Annotated in this window: 12 protein-coding genes; 2 read left to right on the top strand and 10 right to left on the bottom strand. The window is 58.6% G+C overall.

The window, feature by feature from the left end:
- Positions 1-11: 11 nt before the first annotated feature.
- Positions 12-1,148, bottom strand: a complete 1,137-nt coding sequence (locus tag FTE24_RS21215) for an LCP family protein (RefSeq protein WP_150230540.1) — start codon at positions 1,146-1,148, stop codon at positions 12-14.
- A 282-nt stretch (positions 1,149-1,430) separates the two neighbouring features.
- Entirely contained in the window at positions 1,431-2,747 is a 1,317-nt protein-coding gene (locus FTE24_RS21210; protein WP_141446439.1) for a replication-associated recombination protein A, read from the bottom strand.
- Positions 2,748-3,021: 274 nt separating this feature from the next.
- Here FTE24_RS21210 and FTE24_RS21205 point away from each other — a divergent pair, with 274 nt between their 5' ends.
- A complete protein-coding gene (locus FTE24_RS21205; RefSeq protein WP_150230542.1) occupies positions 3,022-4,836 on the top strand; it encodes a sensor domain-containing diguanylate cyclase in 1,815 nt (604 codons plus the stop codon).
- A 126-nt stretch (positions 4,837-4,962) separates the two neighbouring features.
- Here the strand turns inward: FTE24_RS21205 and FTE24_RS21200 are convergent, their stop codons facing one another.
- The 8 genes from FTE24_RS21200 to FTE24_RS21165 form a co-directional block, all read right to left on the bottom strand.
- Entirely contained in the window at positions 4,963-7,167 is a 2,205-nt protein-coding gene (locus tag FTE24_RS21200; protein ID WP_150230544.1) for a HelD family protein, read from the bottom strand.
- 231 nt (positions 7,168-7,398) lie between these two features.
- Positions 7,399-8,166, bottom strand: coding sequence for a tRNA threonylcarbamoyladenosine dehydratase (locus FTE24_RS21195; RefSeq protein WP_150230558.1), 768 nt, complete (start codon positions 8,164-8,166; stop codon positions 7,399-7,401).
- 27 nt (positions 8,167-8,193) lie between these two features.
- Positions 8,194-9,993, bottom strand: coding sequence for an aspartate--tRNA ligase (aspS, locus tag FTE24_RS21190; protein ID WP_141450319.1), 1,800 nt, complete (start codon positions 9,991-9,993; stop codon positions 8,194-8,196).
- A 68-nt stretch (positions 9,994-10,061) separates the two neighbouring features.
- Positions 10,062-11,321, bottom strand: coding sequence for a histidine--tRNA ligase (gene hisS / locus FTE24_RS21185; RefSeq protein WP_150230561.1), 1,260 nt, complete (start codon positions 11,319-11,321; stop codon positions 10,062-10,064).
- A gap of 726 nt (positions 11,322-12,047) precedes the next feature.
- Entirely contained in the window at positions 12,048-12,509 is a 462-nt protein-coding gene (locus tag FTE24_RS21180; RefSeq protein ID WP_150230563.1) for a hypothetical protein, read from the bottom strand.
- 113 nt (positions 12,510-12,622) lie between these two features.
- Positions 12,623-13,132: a type 1 glutamine amidotransferase domain-containing protein gene (locus FTE24_RS21175; protein WP_150230565.1), complete on the bottom strand. Its 510-nt coding sequence runs from the start codon at positions 13,130-13,132 to the stop codon at positions 12,623-12,625.
- A gap of 153 nt (positions 13,133-13,285) precedes the next feature.
- Positions 13,286-13,729 carry a D-aminoacyl-tRNA deacylase gene (gene dtd / locus FTE24_RS21170; protein WP_141446446.1) on the bottom strand — a complete coding sequence of 148 codons (444 nt, stop codon included), beginning with the start codon at positions 13,727-13,729 and terminating at the stop codon, positions 13,286-13,288.
- 51 nt (positions 13,730-13,780) lie between these two features.
- The gene (locus tag FTE24_RS21165) at positions 13,781-15,970 is read right to left on the bottom strand and encodes a RelA/SpoT family protein (protein WP_141446447.1); all 2,190 of its coding nucleotides are present in this window, start codon (positions 15,968-15,970) and stop codon (positions 13,781-13,783) included.
- A gap of 405 nt (positions 15,971-16,375) precedes the next feature.
- On the opposite strand from FTE24_RS21165, the gene uraA reads away from it, so the two are divergent.
- The gene (uraA, locus tag FTE24_RS21160) at positions 16,376-17,698 is read left to right on the top strand and encodes a uracil permease (RefSeq protein ID WP_150230567.1); all 1,323 of its coding nucleotides are present in this window, start codon (positions 16,376-16,378) and stop codon (positions 17,696-17,698) included.
- Positions 17,699-17,951: the final 253 nt, after the last annotated feature.

The raw sequence follows: 17,951 nt of genomic DNA, 5'->3' as shown, positions 1-17,951 counted from the left end.
GCGTTATGACGTTATTGACCGACGTCTCCGGCAGGCTGGCCTTCCTGGTCCGTATGCGAATCGCCGCCTTCGTCGGTGTCGTCCACGATCAGATCGGCCGGCACGGAATTCGGGTCGAGCCATTTGTTGATCGACTCGATCGTTTCTTCCAGGTCTTCGTCGTCCAGCTCGTAATACCACGCATCGCGCGACACGCCTTCGCCCTGCAGCATATGGCTGCTGATCGTCGGCGTCGAATCGTTCAGAATGACCGTTTTGGCCAGCGACAGCATAAATTCGGAATTCATGTTCGTCTTGAAGTTCTGTCCGGCAATCCCGATCAGTTTCGGGATCTGCGTCAGGTTCTCGACGCTTTTCAACCGATCCAGTACCTGCTTGAGGAAGATGCGGTGACGCTCGGTCCGCTTGAAGTCCGAATCTTCGCGGTAACGGACGTAATTGAGCGCTTCCGTCCCGTCGTAGATCGGCTTGTTGGCTTCGATCGTAAATTTCTCGTGGTCGGCCTGCTTGTTCTCGATCGTCTCGGTAATCGGCAGTTCGACGCCTCCGAGCGCGTTGACGACGTCTTTCAGTCCGTTGAAGTTGATCGTCGCGTAATAATCGACGTCGTGTTCAAGCAGCGCCTCCACGGTATCGACGCTCATCTGCGCGCCGCCGTAAGCGTAAGCCGCATTGATTTTCGTTTTCGAACGCGTGCCTTTGATCGTCGGCGTACCGACCATGTCCACGTAGGAGTCGCGCGGGATAGAGATCAGCAGCACTTTGTTGTCCACCGGCCGTACGACCGAATAGATAATGGAATCGGTCCGGGCCAGTTCGTCGTCCCGTTGGTCGGTTCCGAGCAGCAGCACAGAAAAAGGTTCTTTGGTGAGTTCGGCGACGGTCAGTTCTTCCGCGCCTCCGCCTTTGGGCGGCTGATCCAGCGGAACGAAAGAATCGTCGAGCGTGTTTTTGACGGTATCGGCCAGGAACGTATCGAACGCGAGCACCATCAATTCTTTGCGGAAAATAAATCCTCCGAGCCCCAGCACCAGCACCACGCCCAGTGCGATCAGCCAGGCTCTGCCTTTGTTTTTCTTCGTCTTTTTCTTGCGATGCCTCTGTGCTCTTGTGAGAACGCGAGCCTCGGCCGGCTGGTTTTTATCCATTTTGTTCGTACCTTTCTCTCTCCACAAAAGTCGTCGGCTTGCCACGTTGACCGGGCTCTTGCGAACCTGTAACGCAGTCAGCGTACTACGGACCTTATAATCCCTTATGGAAGCTAAAATAAAAGCGCGTGCAGGGCAAACCGTCTTCGGGCGGGTGCCCGAAGTTCAAGACATCTCTTAGATTACTACATTTCGTATTGTTCTGACAATTCTAACATACGAATCGCGTTTGCGGACCGTACGGCGCAAATTTCGAGAGATCCGGCCGTTTGGCCGCCCCGTTCAGCCTTTATCGCGGCGTCGCTGTTGATTCAGGCGGATTTTCGACTCGTTGCCCTGTTCGGTCGCTTCGTAAAAGACGGTACCCTGCAGTTCGGCGGGCAGATACGCCTGCTCCACATAATGATTCGGAAAGTTGTGCGGATATTTGTAGCCTTCGTGCCCGAGCTGCTCGGCTCCCTTGTAATGGGTGTCCCGCAGATGAAGCGGAACTTCCGTCGTCGCGGTGCGGCCGAACGCGGCTTCGGCCCGGGAAATCGCGGTATACACGGCGTTGGACTTGGGGCTTTCGACGGCGAACAGGATCGCCTGGGCGATATTGAGCTTCGCTTCGGGCCAGCCGTTGTTGCGGTAGGCTTCCAGCGCCGATACGGCCTGCACCATCGCCTGCGGGTTGGCGAGCCCGATGTCTTCGCTGCTCGCCGCGATCAGGCGGCGGATAAACGTCATCGGGTCCATACCGAGCTTCTCGACGGCATAGAGGAACCAGTACAGCGCGGCGTCGCTGGAACCGCGAATCGATTTGTGGAACGCCGACAGGACGTCGTACTGGGTCGACTCGTCGGCGCGCGCGATCGGGCGGCGCACCGATTCTTCGGCCGCTTCCCGCGAGATGACGACGCTGCCGTCCGGCTGGGGCGGCGTCGTCAGCGCCGCAAGTTCCAGCGCGTTGAGCGCGCGGCGGATATCGCCGCCCGACATCGCCGCGATATGGTCCAGCGCTTCTTCGTCGGCGCGCAGGTCCATGTAGCCGAGACCGCGCTGCGGGTCGGCCAACGCGCGGCGCATCGCGATCAACGCATGCTCCGCCGTGAGCGGCTCCAGCTGGAACAGCGTCGAGCGGCTCATGAGGGCTCCGTTGACGTAGTGAAACGGATTCTCCGTCGTCGCGCCGATAAAGATGATCGTGCCTTTCTCCACCGCCGGCAGCAGGGCATCCTGGCGCGAGCTGTTGAAGCGGTGGACTTCGTCGAGGAACAAGATCGTCTTGCTGCCGTGCAGCGCTTTGTCGTCGGCCGCCTGCCGGATGACTTCGCGCACGTCCTTGACCGTGGCGTCCACCGCGTTCAGGCGTACGAACTTGCCCTGCGTATGATTCGATATAATGTGAGCCAGCGTCGTTTTGCCGCATCCCGGCGGTCCGTACAGCACGATCGAACCGACTTTGTCCGCCTCGATCGCGCGGCGCAGCAGCCGGCCCGGGCCGACGATGTCTTCCTGGCCGATATATTCGTCCAGCGTCAGCGGTCGCATGCGGTCGGCCAGCAGGCCGCTGCCCGTCTGCGCGTCCGAGTCGCCTCCGTAAGAAAACAGATCCAAGCTTGTCACGTCCTTTCGTTCTTTATCCAATATAGAGGGCATCTGCCCGGAACGCAAATCAAAACCGTCTCCAAACTTCCAAAAAACGCCCAATTCCGTACGATCCCGCACGAAAATCGAACATTCGGCGCCGGATCGGAGCGACAGGTTCGTTTTGGCGCAAAATCGCTTACAAGTTAGCTTCCATTTGCCGATATATCCTTTGTATGCAACGACGGGTCGCCGAATCGGGTAACTCCGCACAAAACCCGCCCAATCCGAGGGAGTGACGAAGATGATTTCGCCAAGCCGTGAACGGCACCGAAACGAAACGAAGCTGGGCGCGCTGCTGGTCCGGTTCAGCCTCGCCTTCCTGGCCGTATTCGCCCTGCTGTTGGGGGGCGCCTACCTGCTTCAGAACCATTTTATCAAAAGCAGTTACCTTCAGGTTCGCGATCTGGCCCTGCTAACCGAAAATCTCGACCTGCTGGAAAAAGCGCTGGTCGAGCAGGAAAGCGGCCAGCGCGGCTATAGCATCACCGGCGAACAGTCGTTTCTCGACGCGTACGACCGCGGAACCGCGGACTACGGGCAGCTTGTGCGAAATCTCCGGGACCGCGCTTTTTTGACGCCTCTTTTCGAAAGCGATATCGATTCGCTGCTGTCCGATATTCAGCGTTGGGAAAGCCGGCACATCCGGGCTTTGTTCAACCAATCGCTGCTGGGCCGCTCGGCCAGCGCGACGCAGCTCAAAATCGACGAAGCCGCGTTCCTTGCGCTGAGCGCCGAATTCGACGACGTGCTGTCGCGCATCGTCGTGCAGCGCGATCTCGAACGCGAACGGCTGCTCAGTCGGATCAGCCTGACGCTTGCGCTGGCCGGCACCGCCGCGCTGCTGGCGCTTGGCCTGTACGTCTTCTTCATCATTAAACATATTCGCAGGTTGATCGATCCGCTGGCGGCGCTCGATCGCGCCATCTCCTTCTATGAAGGAAGCCGATGCGAGCTGGAACGAAGCGATTATACGTCTTCCGGCGAATTGGGCCGGCTCGTCGGCGCTTTCAACCGGATGGGCGAAGACATGCGGCGCGAAAGCGAGCAGCTCGAAGACACGTACAAGATGATCAATGCGCTCAATCAGGCCGCTTCGCTGCAGGACGTCTATCGCGAGACGCTGGTGCATATGCGCGCGCTCGTCCAATGCGACAAAATCAGCCTGATTATGCAAAACGCGGACCGGCGCTTTTATTTCAAAACGGTGCTGCAGGGCGAACACCTCAAACCGAAAGAAGCGCTGCTGCCCGGCGAGCAGGAACAGTTAAGGGAGCTGATCCGCGGCGGCGTGTCAGTGCTGCATGAAGATTGGGACATGCGCAGGCCCCGCGGCGAGCTGGCCGACCGGCTGTACGGGAACGGGATTCGCTCGTCCATCCAACTGCTGCTGCGCAAAGACAAACGGATCGTCGGCGTCCTGAGCCTGATGTCCGTGCAGCCGTTCTTTTTTACCGCGGTCAAAAAGCAGCGTCTGGAAAAGCTCGTTCCGCTGATCGTCACCTCGATCGAGAACGTGCGGCAGACCGGGCAGATCCAGTCGCTTGCGATGCGCGACGGCCTGACGGGCCTCTGGAATCGCCGGTATTTCGAAGATTCGCTCGTCAAGCTGCACAACGAGACGTTCCCCAAGCACAATCCGAACGCACACCCGCTCAGCCTGATTCTGCTGGACGTGGACCATTTCAAGCGGCTCAACGATACGCGCGGCCACCAGGAAGGCGATACGGTGCTGAAGCATATCGGCCTGCTGCTTCGCGCATACAGCCGCTTCGGCGATCTGCCTGTCCGCTTCGGAGGCGAAGAATTCGCCGTGCTGCTGCCCGATACGCCGATCGAAGAAGCGGCGGACGTCGCCGAACGGCTGCGCAGGCTGATCGAGTTCGATTCGCCTTCGCCGGATTACGTCGTCACCGCAAGCTTCGGCGTCGCGGAACTTCAGCTGCGGCAAAATGCGCAGGAACTGATCCGCACCGCGGATTCCGCGCTGTACCGGGCCAAAGCCGCAGGCCGCAACCGGGTCTGCATCCACGGCGAAGACCTGAACGACTCCGCCTGAGACGCGATTCCCTCCCCTCCTCTGCCGGCCATACCCATACGCAAAAAGGACGGCCTGCAGGCCGTCCTTTTGTTTTGCTTTTTTTACAACGAGAAGTCACACGTCAACAAGGACAGGCCGAAGCGCTCAAGCTTCGCCGTCCGGCCAGCCGGGTACGCTCCACTCGCCGGAAGCGTCCAGAAAAGCCGGCGTCGCGCCGCCGTGCAGCACCCAAAGTTCGTGCAGCGCCCGCGTGCAGCCGACGTACAGCATCTTGGCGTCCCATTCGCTGTCGCCGTACCGGCTATCTCCCGCGTCCGCAATAACGACCGCGTCGAATTCCAGTCCTTTGGACAGATGCAGCGGAAGCACGGACAAGCCGCCTTCGTACTGCGTCATGCTGCCGTCGATCAGGTTCAGCTCGGGGAACTCCGAGCTCAACGCCGCATGCAGGGCCCGGGCCTGCGACTGTGTCCGGGTGAGCAGCGACACCGTTTTGTGCTCCCGTCCCCACAGCGCTCCCAGCGCTTTGGCCGCAGCGGACGCGGCAGCCGCGCCGACTGTTTCGGCCTCGCCGCTTTCGCCTTCAAGCCCGAAATCGATCATCCGCACCGGGTTGCCGCTTCGGAACACCGGCACCGCTTCGATCGCGTTCGCCACGCCGCCGGCCAGAATCGTATTGGCAAACCCGATGATCTCCATCGTCGAACGGTAGCTTCGCGTCAGCGCGTGATACGAAGTGTCCTGCGTGCCGAACAGTCCGCTCATTTCCTCCCACGCCTGAACGCCTTTGTACGCATGGATGCCCTGCGACAGATCGCCCAGAATCGTAAACGAATGGCCGCGCACGAACCGGTCGAGCACGGTCACCTGCAGCGGAGAAAAATCCTGCGCTTCGTCGATGACGATATGGTCGAACCGTTCCGACCCTTCGATCCCGTTCAGCAGCAGCCGCAAATAGAGCAGCGCCGGCAGGTCTTCTTCGCGCAGCCGGTTTTCTTTGAGGTCTTTGCGTGTCGATTTCAGCACGGCGGCCGGAATGCCGGCGAGCTTCTCCTGCGGCAGGATGCCGCGGGCGTCTTTGGCTGCTCCGAACATCTGCTTGTACAGCGTCAGCGGACTGAAATCGGGCCATTTTTTCGCATACGCTTTTTCGCGCTGGGCCGCTTTCTTTTTGAACTCTTTGCGCAGCGTCTCCGGCTTGACCGGCTTGAGTTCCATTTCGATCCAGCGATGGATTCTCGCCAGTACGCGTTCTTTGCGGCCGGCCGCCGAATAATGTCTGTACTCGTCCGCGTACCAGTGCAGAATCGTTTCGTACGGCAGCACTTTGCCTTCCCACGGTGAAAATTCAAGCTCCGGCGCGCCGGAACTTTCGAGCGCGGCCGCCGCGGCGTCGAGCATGCCCCGGAACAGGTCCGAGCCTTTGAAACGTCCCGGCGCGTCGTCGCCCGGAGCTTCCCCGGCGGAGCGGCCGAACCAGAAGTCCAGCGTCTCGGCCGGGTCGGCCAGCATCGATTCCGCGTCCAGCTGCTTGACCGCCCAATCGGTGAACGTGCGCTGCTGGATATCGCCTACGCCGAGTTCCGGCAGGACGCCGGAAATATAATCGAGGAACATGCCGTTTGGCGCGAAAATGATCATTTTCTCCGCCGATACCTGCTCTTTGTACTGATACAGCAGAAACGCGAGCCGGTGCAGCGCGACGGTCGTCTTGCCGCTGCCCGCGACGCCCTGAATGATCAGCGCCGTGTTTTTCTCCGCCCGGATGATCCGGTCCTGCTCGGCCTGGATCGTCGAGACGATATCGCGCAGCCGGTTGTCTTTGTTCTCGCCCAGCCGGTACAGCAGGAACTCGTCCGAGACGGCCGGTTCTTCGCCGCCGCGCGTGTACGTGTCGACGACGCGTTCCAGTTCGGAGCGGCGCACCATAATATTGCGTTTGAGATGCACCGCGCCTCCGATCAGCCCTTCCGGCGCTTCGTACTCGACCCGTTCTTCTCCGCCGGTAAACGAATAGAACAAACTCGCGACCGGCGCCCGCCAATCGACGACGATCGGCAGACTGCCGGGATCGCGTCCGTCAAGCCCGGTCTTGCCGATATAGAGCGGCGCCGGCGCGGCGCGGCCTTCTTCCTCGAAGTCCATCCGTCCGAAATACGGCTCGGGTTCCGACTTGATCAGCCGTTGGCGGCGCTCTTCGCGTCCCGCCTCAAGCACCTGCTCGGTGAAATCGTGCCCGGTATAGACCGGCACGGCCCGAAGGCGCGCAAGCTGCGTTCCGATTTCTTGCAGAACGGAATCCAGCTTGTGTTGCTCTTCTTGATAGGCACTTTGAAGATTGTCGCTCATTTCAGTTACCTCCTAAGATGAGCATTTTGTACAGAGGTTCTCTCGAACCGGCGAACTTGGCCGCACAAAATGCCGAAATCAATCGGCATTTTCGCCCGCCGGATTCGGGGGCGAAAATGCAAAAGGATTACCAGCATAGCATATTCCCGCGCAAACCACCTTAATTATTTTCCGGGCGCGCAGCAAAAGGCGCTTCCTGGCGGAAGCGCCTTGTACAAATTCGGTATGAAATCAAGTCTGATCCGGCATCGGATGGCCGCCGAGGATCAGCAGGTCTTTGATGGCTTCGCTGACCATGATCAGCCCGGCTACCGGAGGCACGAAAGCGTTGCTGGCCGGAGGCTGCTTCGCTTTGCGGATCTTGGCGCCGGCCGGAGCGATCTGCTCGGTCACGTCCGCGCGCGGTTTGATCGGCTTTTCGGTCGAAAAGACGACTTTGACCCCTTTTTTGATCCCGCTGTCTTTGCGCAGCTTTTTGCGGATGATCCGCGCGATCGGGTCCATTTTCGTTTTGGAAATGTCCGCCACCTGGAAGCGCGACGGGTCCATTTTGTTCGCCGCGCCCATGCTGGAGATGATCGGAATGCCGCGTTCCAGACACTCCTTGATAATATGGATCTTGTAGACGATCGTATCGGAAGCGTCGATCACGTAGTCGATGTGGTGTTCGAACAGCGTTTCGTACGTTTCTTCCGTGTAAAACATATTCAGCACGATCGTCCGGATGTCCGGATTGATCAGTTTGACCCGCTCGGCCATCAGTTCCGTCTTCTGCTGGCCGACCGTCGTCGTCAGCGCATGGATCTGGCGATTGATGTTCGTGATGTCCACGACGTCCTTGTCGATCAGGATCAGCGTGCCCACGCCGGAGCGGGCCAGCGCTTCGGCCGCCATGGCGCCGACGCCGCCGATGCCGAGTACCGCTACCGTGCTGTTTTTGAGCGCTTCGAGCCCGCCGGGGCCGATCGCGAGTTCCGTTCTGGAAAAAGCATGCAGCATCGTCCAACAACCTCCTCCTGCGTACGTTTAGGCTTGTTCGCTTTCGGCTGCCGCCGGCTTTTTGGCCGGTTTCGGAGCCAGCTTGATATGCAGCTGTTCGAGCTGTCCCTGGTCGACCGCGGACGGCGCGTTCATCAGCAGATCGGTTGCGCTTGCCGTTTTCGGGAACGCGATCGTCTCGCGCAGGTTGGTACGCTGCGTGAGCAGCATGACCAGACGGTCGAAGCCGAACGCGAAGCCGCCGTGCGGAGGCGTGCCGTACTGGAACGCGTCCAGCAGGAAGCCGAACTGCTCCTGCGCCGTTTCTTCGGAAATGCCGAGCAGTCTGAACATTTTCTGCTGCAGGTCGTGTTCGAAGATCCGCAGCGAACCGCCGCCGACTTCGTAACCGTTCAGCACGAGGTCGTAAGCTTGGGCGCGCACCGCACCCGGGTCGGTCTCGAACAGTTCCAGGTCTTCTTCGAGCGGACGGGTGAAGGGATGGTGTTCCGCCACGTAGCGCTTCGATTCTTCGTCGTAGCTGAGCAGCGGGAATTCCAGTACCCAGGCGAATTTGTAGATGCTGTCGTCGATCAGGCCGAGCTGACGGCCGATTTTAAGGCGCAGCGCGCCGAGCACGTCGGCCACGACCTGTTTTTTGTCCGCGGAGAACAGCAGCAGGTCGCCCACTTCGGCGTCCGTGCGCTCGCGCAGCGCCTGAATGACTTCTTCGCTCATGAACTTGACGATCGGGCCTTTGAAGCCGTCTTCCTTGACCTGAATCCAGGCCAGGCCTTTCGCGCCGTAACGGGCGGCGTAAGGACCGAGATCGTCGATCTCTTTGCGCGTCCAAGTGCCGCAGCCTTTGGCGTTCAGCACTTTGACCTGCCCGCCGCTGCCGATCACGGAAGCGAACACTTTGACTTCGCTCGTCTCGACGATGTCGCCGACATCGACCAGTTCCATGCCGAAGCGCAGGTCCGGCTTGTCGGAACCGTATTTGCTCATCGCTTCCGCGTGCGTCAGACGCTGGAACGGCAGTTGAACTTCGACGCCGATCGTCTCGCGGAACAGCTTCGCCATCAATTGTTCGATCAGGCCGAGAATTTCGTCGCGCGAGACGAACGACAATTCAAGGTCGACCTGCGTGAATTCCGGCTGACGGTCGGCCCGAAGGTCTTCGTCGCGGAAACAGCGCGCGATCTGGTAATAGCGTTCCAGGCCGCTGACCATGAGCAGCTGCTTGAAGATCTGCGGCGACTGCGGCAGAGCGAAGAACTCGCCTTCGTGCACACGGCTCGGCACGAGGTAGTCGCGCGCGCCTTCCGGCGTGCTTTTGGTCAGGATCGGCGTTTCGACTTCCACGAAGCCCTGTTCGTCGAGGTAGTTGCGGAAGATTTTGGCCGACTGCGAACGCAGCATGAGCGTCTTTTGCATTTCCGGGCGGCGCAGGTCGAGGTAGCGGTATTTCAGGCGCAGCGCTTCGTCGACTTCGATGCCGTCTTCGATGAAGAAAGGCGTCGTTTTGGCCGCGTTCAGCACTTCGATCTCGGTGACGCGCACTTCAAGTTCGCCGGTCGGCAGGTTTTTGTTGACCGTCTCTTCTTCGCGTTTGACGACCGTACCTTTGATGGCCAGGACGTATTCCGTCCGTACGCGTTCCGCCGTTTGCAGCGCTTCGCCCGAGTAAGCCGGGTTGAAGACGGCCTGCACGATGCCGCTGCGGTCGCGGAGATCGATGAACAGGACGCCCCCGAGGTCGCGGCGGGTCTGGACCCAGCCGTTCAATGTAACCGTTTCGCCGATTTGCGCGGAAGTGATCTGTCCGCAGTGATGAGTTCTGAGCATCATAAGGTCATTCTCCTTTGGTTCGGACACGACCGGCCGGAGCCGGCGCTATCCGGGTGTGGGTGATTCTAGGTCGTACGCGAGGTCAACACCGATTCCAGCTCGCCGAGCGGCACCGTGACCTGCTCGCGCGTCTCCATCGATTTGACGGCAATCTCACCGCGTTCCAGTTCGTCGTCGCCGAGGATCGCCGTGTAGCGCGCCTGCAGCCGGTCGGCCGACTTCATCTGCGCTTTCATCTTGCGGCCCTGGTAATCCCGCTCGGCCGAGAAGCCGAGGCGGCGCAGCTTGTGCAGCTGCTTCGTGATCTCCGCGTTGGCTTTGTCGCCGAGGGCGATCAGGTAAATGTCCAGCGGCGGTTCGGCTTCGATCTCCGTCTGCTGGTCCGCCAGCAGCAGCTGCAGGCGTTCCATGCCGATCGCCATGCCGATGCCCGGCTGGTCCGGTCCGCCGACTTCGGCGACCAGCTTGTTGTAGCGTCCGCCGCCGCCGATCGTATCGATCGCGCCGATGCCGCTTTCCGTTTTGAACTCGAACGCCGTCAGCGTGTAATAATCGAGTCCGCGCACGAGGCGCTGATTGATTTTGTACGGCACGCCCATCGCCGCCAGATGGCTTTGCACGGCTTCGAAGTGCACGAGGCTTTCTTCGTCCAGGCTGTCGAGGATCGACGGCGCGTCCGTGAACTTGTCCTGATCGACTTTGCAGTCGAGCACGCGCAGCGGATTGCGGTCGATGCGGCTCTGGCAGTCTTTGCACAGCGTATCGCGCATCGGATTGAGGAACGCCAGCAGCCGTTCGTTATATTCGGCGCGCGATGCCGCGTTGCCGACCGAGTTGATCTCGACGCTCGTGCCTTTGAGGCCGATATCTTCGAAGAACTGCATGCCGAACGCGATGACTTCGGCGTCGATCGCGGGATCGACCGAGCCGATCGCTTCGATGCCGAATTGGTGGAACTGGCGGTAGCGTCCCGCCTGCGGCCGTTCCTGGCGGAACATCGGGCCGATGTAGAACAGCTTGGATACGTCGGGCTCGCCGTAGATTTTGTTCTCCACGTAGGCACGCACGACGCCTGCCGTACCTTCCGGCCGCAGCGTCATGCCGCGCCCTCCCATATCCTGGAACGAGAACATTTCTTTTTGCACGATATCCGTCGTCTCGCCTACGCCGCGCTGGAACAGCTGCGTGTATTCGAAGATCGGCGTGCGAATTTCGCGATAGTTGAAGCGTCTGGACAAGTCGCGGGCTTTATTCTCCACGTACTGCCATTTTTCTACCGTACCCGGCAGAAAATCGAGCGTGCCTTTTGGCTTTTGAAAATCCATGTTGTTTTCCCTTCCTTTCCGGCCTGCGCGTCCGGGTTCTTTTTATAACATACCAAAAAGCCCCACGTCCGCCGTCTATGCCGCTATCTTACGCATAGTACAGGGACGAGGGACCGCATAAACGAATCTCCCGTGGTGCCACCCACATTTCGGGTTCTCTGCTTGGCATGCCGGACATTCCCCACATCCAATTACAGCCAAAACCCGCTTCATTGAAGACGGTTAACGCCCGCCTGATCTCGCGCATCGGCTACTTGAACTCCAAAAAGGGAAGCCGGATACGAAATCCGCCGCTTTTTCCGTCGTTCGCCGTGCGTTCTCGGGGAGGTCTTTGGTCCGGCCGCCGCGCGGAATTCTTCCAGCCATGGAATTCCTCTCTTGTGCGCTTTGGGATCGGACTACTTTTTCCCGTCATCGAATCATGATATTCGCCGCAAGCTTCCTGCCGGACCGGCCAGAAAATACTTACTGCGCTTGTTATATTTTATGATTGTAATCAAGTACATGATTAAAGTCAACCGTTTGGCCTGCGCAAAATCGCCGCCCTGCATATGGTTGCGCTTACTTGGTGAATCTGTGCGCAAAAAAAGGGCCCTCAGGCAGCTGCCTGGGGCCTTCAAATATATCTAAGGGGGTCATACGTTTAATATAACCGCTTCTTGTTAAGGAAAGATGAACCGGACATTACGGTTGTATGACAACTTGCCTGCGAAGCTCGGCTCAGGCTCAATCGTATACGTGCACGTAGCCGTTGTTGTTGCGCAGCTTGCGTACGACGTCTTTGTAGTCTTCGTCTTTGACTTTGACGGAAAGCGTATACGACAAATCGCGCAGATCCTTGTCGGAAGCGTCATCATAATTGTCTGCGTCAACGTCCTTTTTGTCGATCGGCTGACCGCCGATATCGCCCGACTCGCTGTGGGCCGGAACCGGAACGGCCTGATCGCCGATCATGCTGCCCGCGCTGCCGGAACCGACCGCACCGCCGTTGAAGCCCGCGTTCGTCGTGCCGGACAATGGAACCAATGGAACGACGACGCGTCCCGTGCCGCCGTTATTTCCGCCGTATCCGACGCCGCCCTGCAGTTCTCCGACTTCGAGCTGCTCGGTGGTGAACGTCATCAGACTCATTCTTGCGCCTTCCGCTTCGCTTTCGGTTTTGAAATAAGCTTGGATATGTTTGGACATTGTAATTCCCTCCTTTGGAATGGGCATTCATCAAAAAAATCGGTGTTTCCGTCGGGTCGGTTCTTGGGAGTCTATGAGGAAGCAAAGCCGGCAGAGCCGGCTTTACAGAACCTTCAGGACAGAACTTTCAGGATTTCGCGTACGAAGGCCGGTTCGTCATCCGGCGTGCGGGACGTAATGAAGTTCCCGTCCACCACGACTTCTTCGTCCTTGAACTGCGCGCCGGCATTGACCATATCGTCCTGCAGGGGCGGATACGAAGTGATCGTGCGGCCTTGCAGCAGATCGGCGCTGGCCAAAATTTGCGGGCCGTGGCAGATCGAGGCGATCGGCTTTTTCGCTGCGTTTACGTCTTTGACGAATTGGAGCACATGCGGATCGAGGCGCAGATTCTCCGGCGAGGAACCGCCCGGAATGACGACGGCGTCGTAGTCCGACGCTTTCGCTTCGGAGATCGCCTTGTCCGTCGTATATTCGGCTTTTCCCAGTTTGCCTTTGACCGTTTCTCCGGCCTGGAGTCCGATGATATCCGCCGTATGACCGGCTTTTTTCAACTCGTCGTACGGAACCTGCATTTCGGAATCTTCGAATTCGTTGGCTAGCAAAAATGCGATTTTACTCATATCGGTTCAGAACTCCTCTCTGTCCTCCGTGATGTAAGCTGTTCTCGCTTTCTTATTACCCTGCCGACTTGGAATTCAAAACAAACGCCGAAAAAGAAAAGCCGCCCCGGCTGCCCGTGAAGGCGGCCGAAGCGGCTTGCAATGTTCATGCGATTAATCGCGGCTGTCGACGATCAGCGTGACCGGTCCCCAGTTGACGAGCGAGACGTCCATCATGGCGCCGAACGTGCCGGTCTCGACCGTCAGTCCTTTGGCCCGCAGCGCTTCGTTAAACGCTTCGTAGAGCGCCAACGCCGGTTCCGGGCGCGCGGCGGCCATGAAGTTGGGACGCCGGCCTTTGCGGCAGTCGCCGTACAGCGTGAACTGGGACACCGACAACACGGCTCCGCCGATATCCTGAACGCTGTAGTTCATCCGGCCGTCCCCGTCTTCGAAAATGCGCAGCCCGGCCGTTTTGTCGGCCAGGTACTGCGCGTCTTTTTCCGTATCGTCGCCCGTCACGCCCACGAGCACCGTCAAGCCCGCGTCGATCCGGCCGACGACCTGCCCGTCGACTTCGACGGACGCGCGTTTGCAGCGTTGAATGACGAGTCTCATAGAAGCTCGAACTCCTTCTTCACCGGGCGCGGCTTGAAGGCCGCCGCCCGTTTATTGCATGATCCGGTGAACCGTGTACACGTCGCGCACACGCTTGATCCGCTCCACGACCGATTGCAGATGCTCGGTGTTGCGGATCAGGATCGTAATATGCACCAGCGCCATTTTGTTTTTGTCCGCGCGTCCCGAGACGGCGGTCATATTCGTTTTGCTTTCCGAGACGGCCTGCAGCACTTCGTTCAGGAAGTCCCGGCGGTCGAGGCCCGTAATCTCGATATCGACGCTGAAGTTCGATTCCACCGCGTCTTCCCATTCGACTTCGATGACCCGCGCCGCTTCCTGGCCGTCGTTCGCTCCGGGAATGTTCGTACAGTCGGAGCGGTGGACGGACACGCCGCGCCCGCGGGTAATATAGCCGACGATGTCGTCGCCCGGCACCGGATTGCAGCAGCGCGCGAAGCGAACGAGCAGATTGCTTGCCCCTTTGACTTTGACGCCGTTGGTCGGACGCTTCTTCTCTTTGTCCGCCGGGGCCGCTTTGACTTCGCGCACCTCGTTGGTCAATTCCAGATGGTTGCTGCTTTCTTCCTGCTCGCGGCGCCATTTTTCCGTCAGTCGGGTGATGACCTGCGAAGCGGTGATACCGTTGAAGCCGATCGCGGACAGCATGTCGTCGGTATCGTTGAACGCGAACTTGTTGGCCACTTCAAGCAGCTTGTCGTCGGTCAGCCATTCCGAGACTTCGAGCCCGAGCTTTTTGATCTCGCGTTCCAGTCCGTCCCGACCTTTTTCGACATTTTCTTCGCGCCGTTCTTTTTTAAACCACTGTTTAATTTTACTGCGCGCATGCGAGGATTGAGCGATTTTGACCCAATCCTGACTCGGTCCGTACGAATGTTTCGACGTCAAAATCTCCACGATATCGCCGGTTTTGAGTTTGTGGTCGAGCGGGACGATCCGCCCGTTCACTTTGGAGCCGATCGTCCGGTTGCCGATTTCCGTATGGATGCGGTAAGCAAAATCGAGCGGTCCCGAACCGGTCGGAAGCTCGATGACCTGTCCTTTGGGCGTGAACACGAAGACAAGATCGGAGAAGAAATCCATCTTGAGCGATTCGACAAATTCCGACGCGTCTTTGGCTTCGTTTTGCAGTTCGATGATTTCTTTGAAAAACGGCATTTTGTTCTCGATCCCGCCGCCTGTCGCCGTCGTGCCTTCTTTGTAGGCCCAGTGGGCCGCGATACCGAATTCCGCCGTGCGGTGCATGTCCCAGGTGCGGATCTGCACTTCGGTCGGTTCCCCGTTCGGGCCGACGACCGTCGTATGCAGCGATTGGTACATGTTCGCTTTCGGCATGGCGATATAATCCTTGAACCGTCCGGGCATCGGCTTCCACAGCGTATGGATGATGCCGAGCGTGGCGTAACAGTCTTTGACGTTGTCGACGAGCACGCGGATCGCCAGCAGATCGTAAATTTCGTTGAACTGTTTGTTTTTGCTCGTCATTTTTTTGTATACGCTATAAATATGCTTCGGGCGTCCCGACAGATCGGCCTCCACGCCCATCTCGTCCAACTTTTCGTTGATCCGTCCGATGACGTCGGAGATGAACTGCTCGCGCTCGGCGCGCTTTTTGTGCATCAGGTTGGCGATCCGGTAATACTGCTGGGGATTCAGATACCGCAGCGCGATATCTTCCATCTCCCATTTGATCGCCGAAATACCGAGCCGGTCGGCGACGGGACAGAAAATCTCCAGCGTCTCGTAGGCGATCCGCCGCTGTCCTTCTTCCGACTGGTGCTTGAGCGTGCGCATATTGTGCAGCCGGTCGGCCAGCTTGATCACGATGACGCGAATATCCTGCGCCATGGCGATAAACATCTTGCGGTAGTTTTCGTTCTGCTGTTCTTCCTTGGATCGGAATTTGATTCGTTCGAGCTTGGTCAATCCGTCGACGAGCATGGCGCACGTCTCGCCGAAGTGCTCGCGGATCTCGTCGAGCGATACGGTCGTATCTTCGACTACGTCATGCAGGAGGGCCGCTTCGATGGACGTGGTGTCCATCTGCATGCCCACGACAATATCTGCAACCGCCAGCGGGTGCAGAATATACGGCTCGCCGGATTTTCGGACCTGCCCGGAATGGGCCTGATCGGCGAATTCGTAGGCTTCCCGAATGCGGGGGAGGTCCGATTCACGGATATAAACGGACGCCTTTTCAAGTAATCGTTCAATGCCCATTGAGTCCTTTCCGATTCCTTTCTATAAGAAAATGAAGCCTGCTTGCGGAATTCGCATTCAGGCGTATCGATAGGGTTTTCCTTTCATTATGCCTTTTAGGTGTATCGCCGTCAATGCGTGCACGGAAATTGTTGCTTTCTTCACCAAATGCTCATCGCTGCGGGACTGTACGTTCTTTTTGACGGAAAATGCGCTAAATCCGAAAGTTATTGCGTATTTTGGCGAAAATGTTATTGAAAAAAAACAAAAACCTCTATAATCTAGTTAAGATGATCAAGCGCGTACGGATTTTGCCGCTTCGGCTTACGCTTCATGCCGGATAGTTACCCGTTTTTCTCATCCGCCTTGAGCCGCTCTCCGATCCACCGGAGCGGCTCCAACCTATGCCCCAAGGAGTGAGCGTCTTTGCAGCGTGAAATTCAAGTCAACGAAAGGCCGGGCTTCGCTCCCGGCCTGCTGCTCAGTTTGCAGCATCTGTTCGCCATGTTCGGCAGTACCGTCCTCGTCCCGAACCTGTTCGGCGTGGACCCGAGCGTCATCCTGCTCATGAACGGGATCGGCACCCTGCTCTACATTCTGATCTGCAAAGGCAAGATTCCGGCTTACCTCGGTTCGAGCTTCGCGTTCCTCGGCCCGGTCGGCGTCGTGCTGGCCTGGTCCGGCGACCACATGGACAATTACTCCAAAGCGCTGGGCGCCTTCATCGTGATCGGGATCGTCTTCGTGCTCGTCGCCCTGCTCGTCAAAGTGGCCGGCACGGCCTGGATCGATTTCCTGTTCCCGCCCGTCGTCATGGGCTGCGTCGTCGCCCTGATCGGCCTTGAACTGCTGCCGGTCGCAGCGGACCTGGCCGGCCTGCTCGGCACGAAGGACGCCGTCACCGGAGCCGTCGCCTACAACGCCAACGCGATCTGGATCTCGATCATCACGCTGGGCGTGACCGTGCTCGGAGCCGTGCTGTTCCGCGGCTTCCCGAAAATCATCCATATCCTGATCGGTATCGCGGTCGGCTATATCGTCGCTTACCTGATGGGCGAAGTGAATACGGCCGCGGTGGCCCAGGCCGACTTCCTGTCCTGGCCGGACTTTACCACGCCAAGCTGGGACATTGCGGCGATCCTGACCATCCTGCCGGCCGCGCTCGTCGTCATCGTCGAGCATGTCGGCCATCTGCTGGTCACGAGCAACATCGTCGGCAAAGACCTGTCCAAAGATCCGGGCCTGCACCGTTCGCTGCTGGGCAACGGCATCTCGACCATCCTGTCGGGCTTCGTCGGCTCGACGCCGAACACGACGTACGGCGAGAACATCGGCGTCATGGCGCTCACGCGCGTCTACTCCGTGTTCGTCGTGGGCGGAGCGGCCGTCATCGCCATCTTGCTGTCGTTCTCCGGCACGTTTTCCTCGGCAATCGCCAACATCCCGGGACCGGTCATGGGCGGTGTCTCGCTGCTGCTGTTCGGCGTCATCGCCGTATCGGGCCTGCGCATTCTGGTCGAGCAAAAAGTCGATTTCTCGAAATCGGTCAACATGCTGCTCGCCGCGCTCATTCTGGGCGTCGGACTCAGCGGCATCACCCTGACGATCGGCAGCGTCTCGCTCAAGGGCATGGCGCTTGCGACGATCGTCGGTATCGTCGTGAACGTCGTGTTCCGCTTGATCGTGCTGATCGGGCTTTCTAACGAAAAAGAAGAGCCGTCGACGGAAACGAAAACGCCGGATCTGTAATCGAACGCTGCAAGTCAGGCAAAAAAAAGCAAAAAGGCCGTGCACTCCTTCCGAAGAAGGAGGACACGGCCTTTTTTGCGTAAGCTGCACGAGTTATTTTCCCATGATACGGAGTTGTGGAGAAGAATCGCTGCCGCTCCATGTTATAGGAAAATAATTCATGTGACGCTGGGCCTTGCCTGGCCTAAGCGTTTTTTGCGAAACTTCCGATTCGAACATCCCTTTATTGAAGCTTGTCTTTATTGGAGTCTGC

It is taken from the genome of Saccharibacillus sp. WB 17, assembly GCF_008634075.2.
In the GTDB taxonomy this organism is placed as follows: Bacteria; Bacillota; Bacilli; order Paenibacillales; family Paenibacillaceae; genus Saccharibacillus; species Saccharibacillus brassicae.
The sequence above is the reverse complement of the archived record's forward strand: the minus strand, read 5'-3'. Positions and strand labels throughout refer to the sequence as shown.

Coding starts and splice junctions, on each gene's coding strand:
- FTE24_RS21215 (WP_150230540.1), bottom strand. CDS start 1,148: ATGGATAAAAACCAGCCGGCCGAGGCTCGCGTTCTCACAAGAGCACAG.
- FTE24_RS21205 (WP_150230542.1), top strand. CDS start 3,022: ATGATTTCGCCAAGCCGTGAACGGCACCGAAACGAAACGAAGCTGGGC.
- FTE24_RS21200 (WP_150230544.1), bottom strand. CDS start 7,167: ATGAGCGACAATCTTCAAAGTGCCTATCAAGAAGAGCAACACAAGCTG.
- FTE24_RS21195 (WP_150230558.1), bottom strand. CDS start 8,166: ATGCTGCATGCTTTTTCCAGAACGGAACTCGCGATCGGCCCCGGCGGG.
- aspS (WP_141450319.1), bottom strand. CDS start 9,993: ATGCTCAGAACTCATCACTGCGGACAGATCACTTCCGCGCAAATCGGC.
- hisS (WP_150230561.1), bottom strand. CDS start 11,321: ATGGATTTTCAAAAGCCAAAAGGCACGCTCGATTTTCTGCCGGGTACG.
- FTE24_RS21180 (WP_150230563.1), bottom strand. CDS start 12,509: ATGTCCAAACATATCCAAGCTTATTTCAAAACCGAAAGCGAAGCGGAA.
- FTE24_RS21175 (WP_150230565.1), bottom strand. CDS start 13,132: ATGAGTAAAATCGCATTTTTGCTAGCCAACGAATTCGAAGATTCCGAA.
- dtd (WP_141446446.1), bottom strand. CDS start 13,729: ATGAGACTCGTCATTCAACGCTGCAAACGCGCGTCCGTCGAAGTCGAC.
- FTE24_RS21165 (WP_141446447.1), bottom strand. CDS start 15,970: ATGGGCATTGAACGATTACTTGAAAAGGCGTCCGTTTATATCCGTGAA.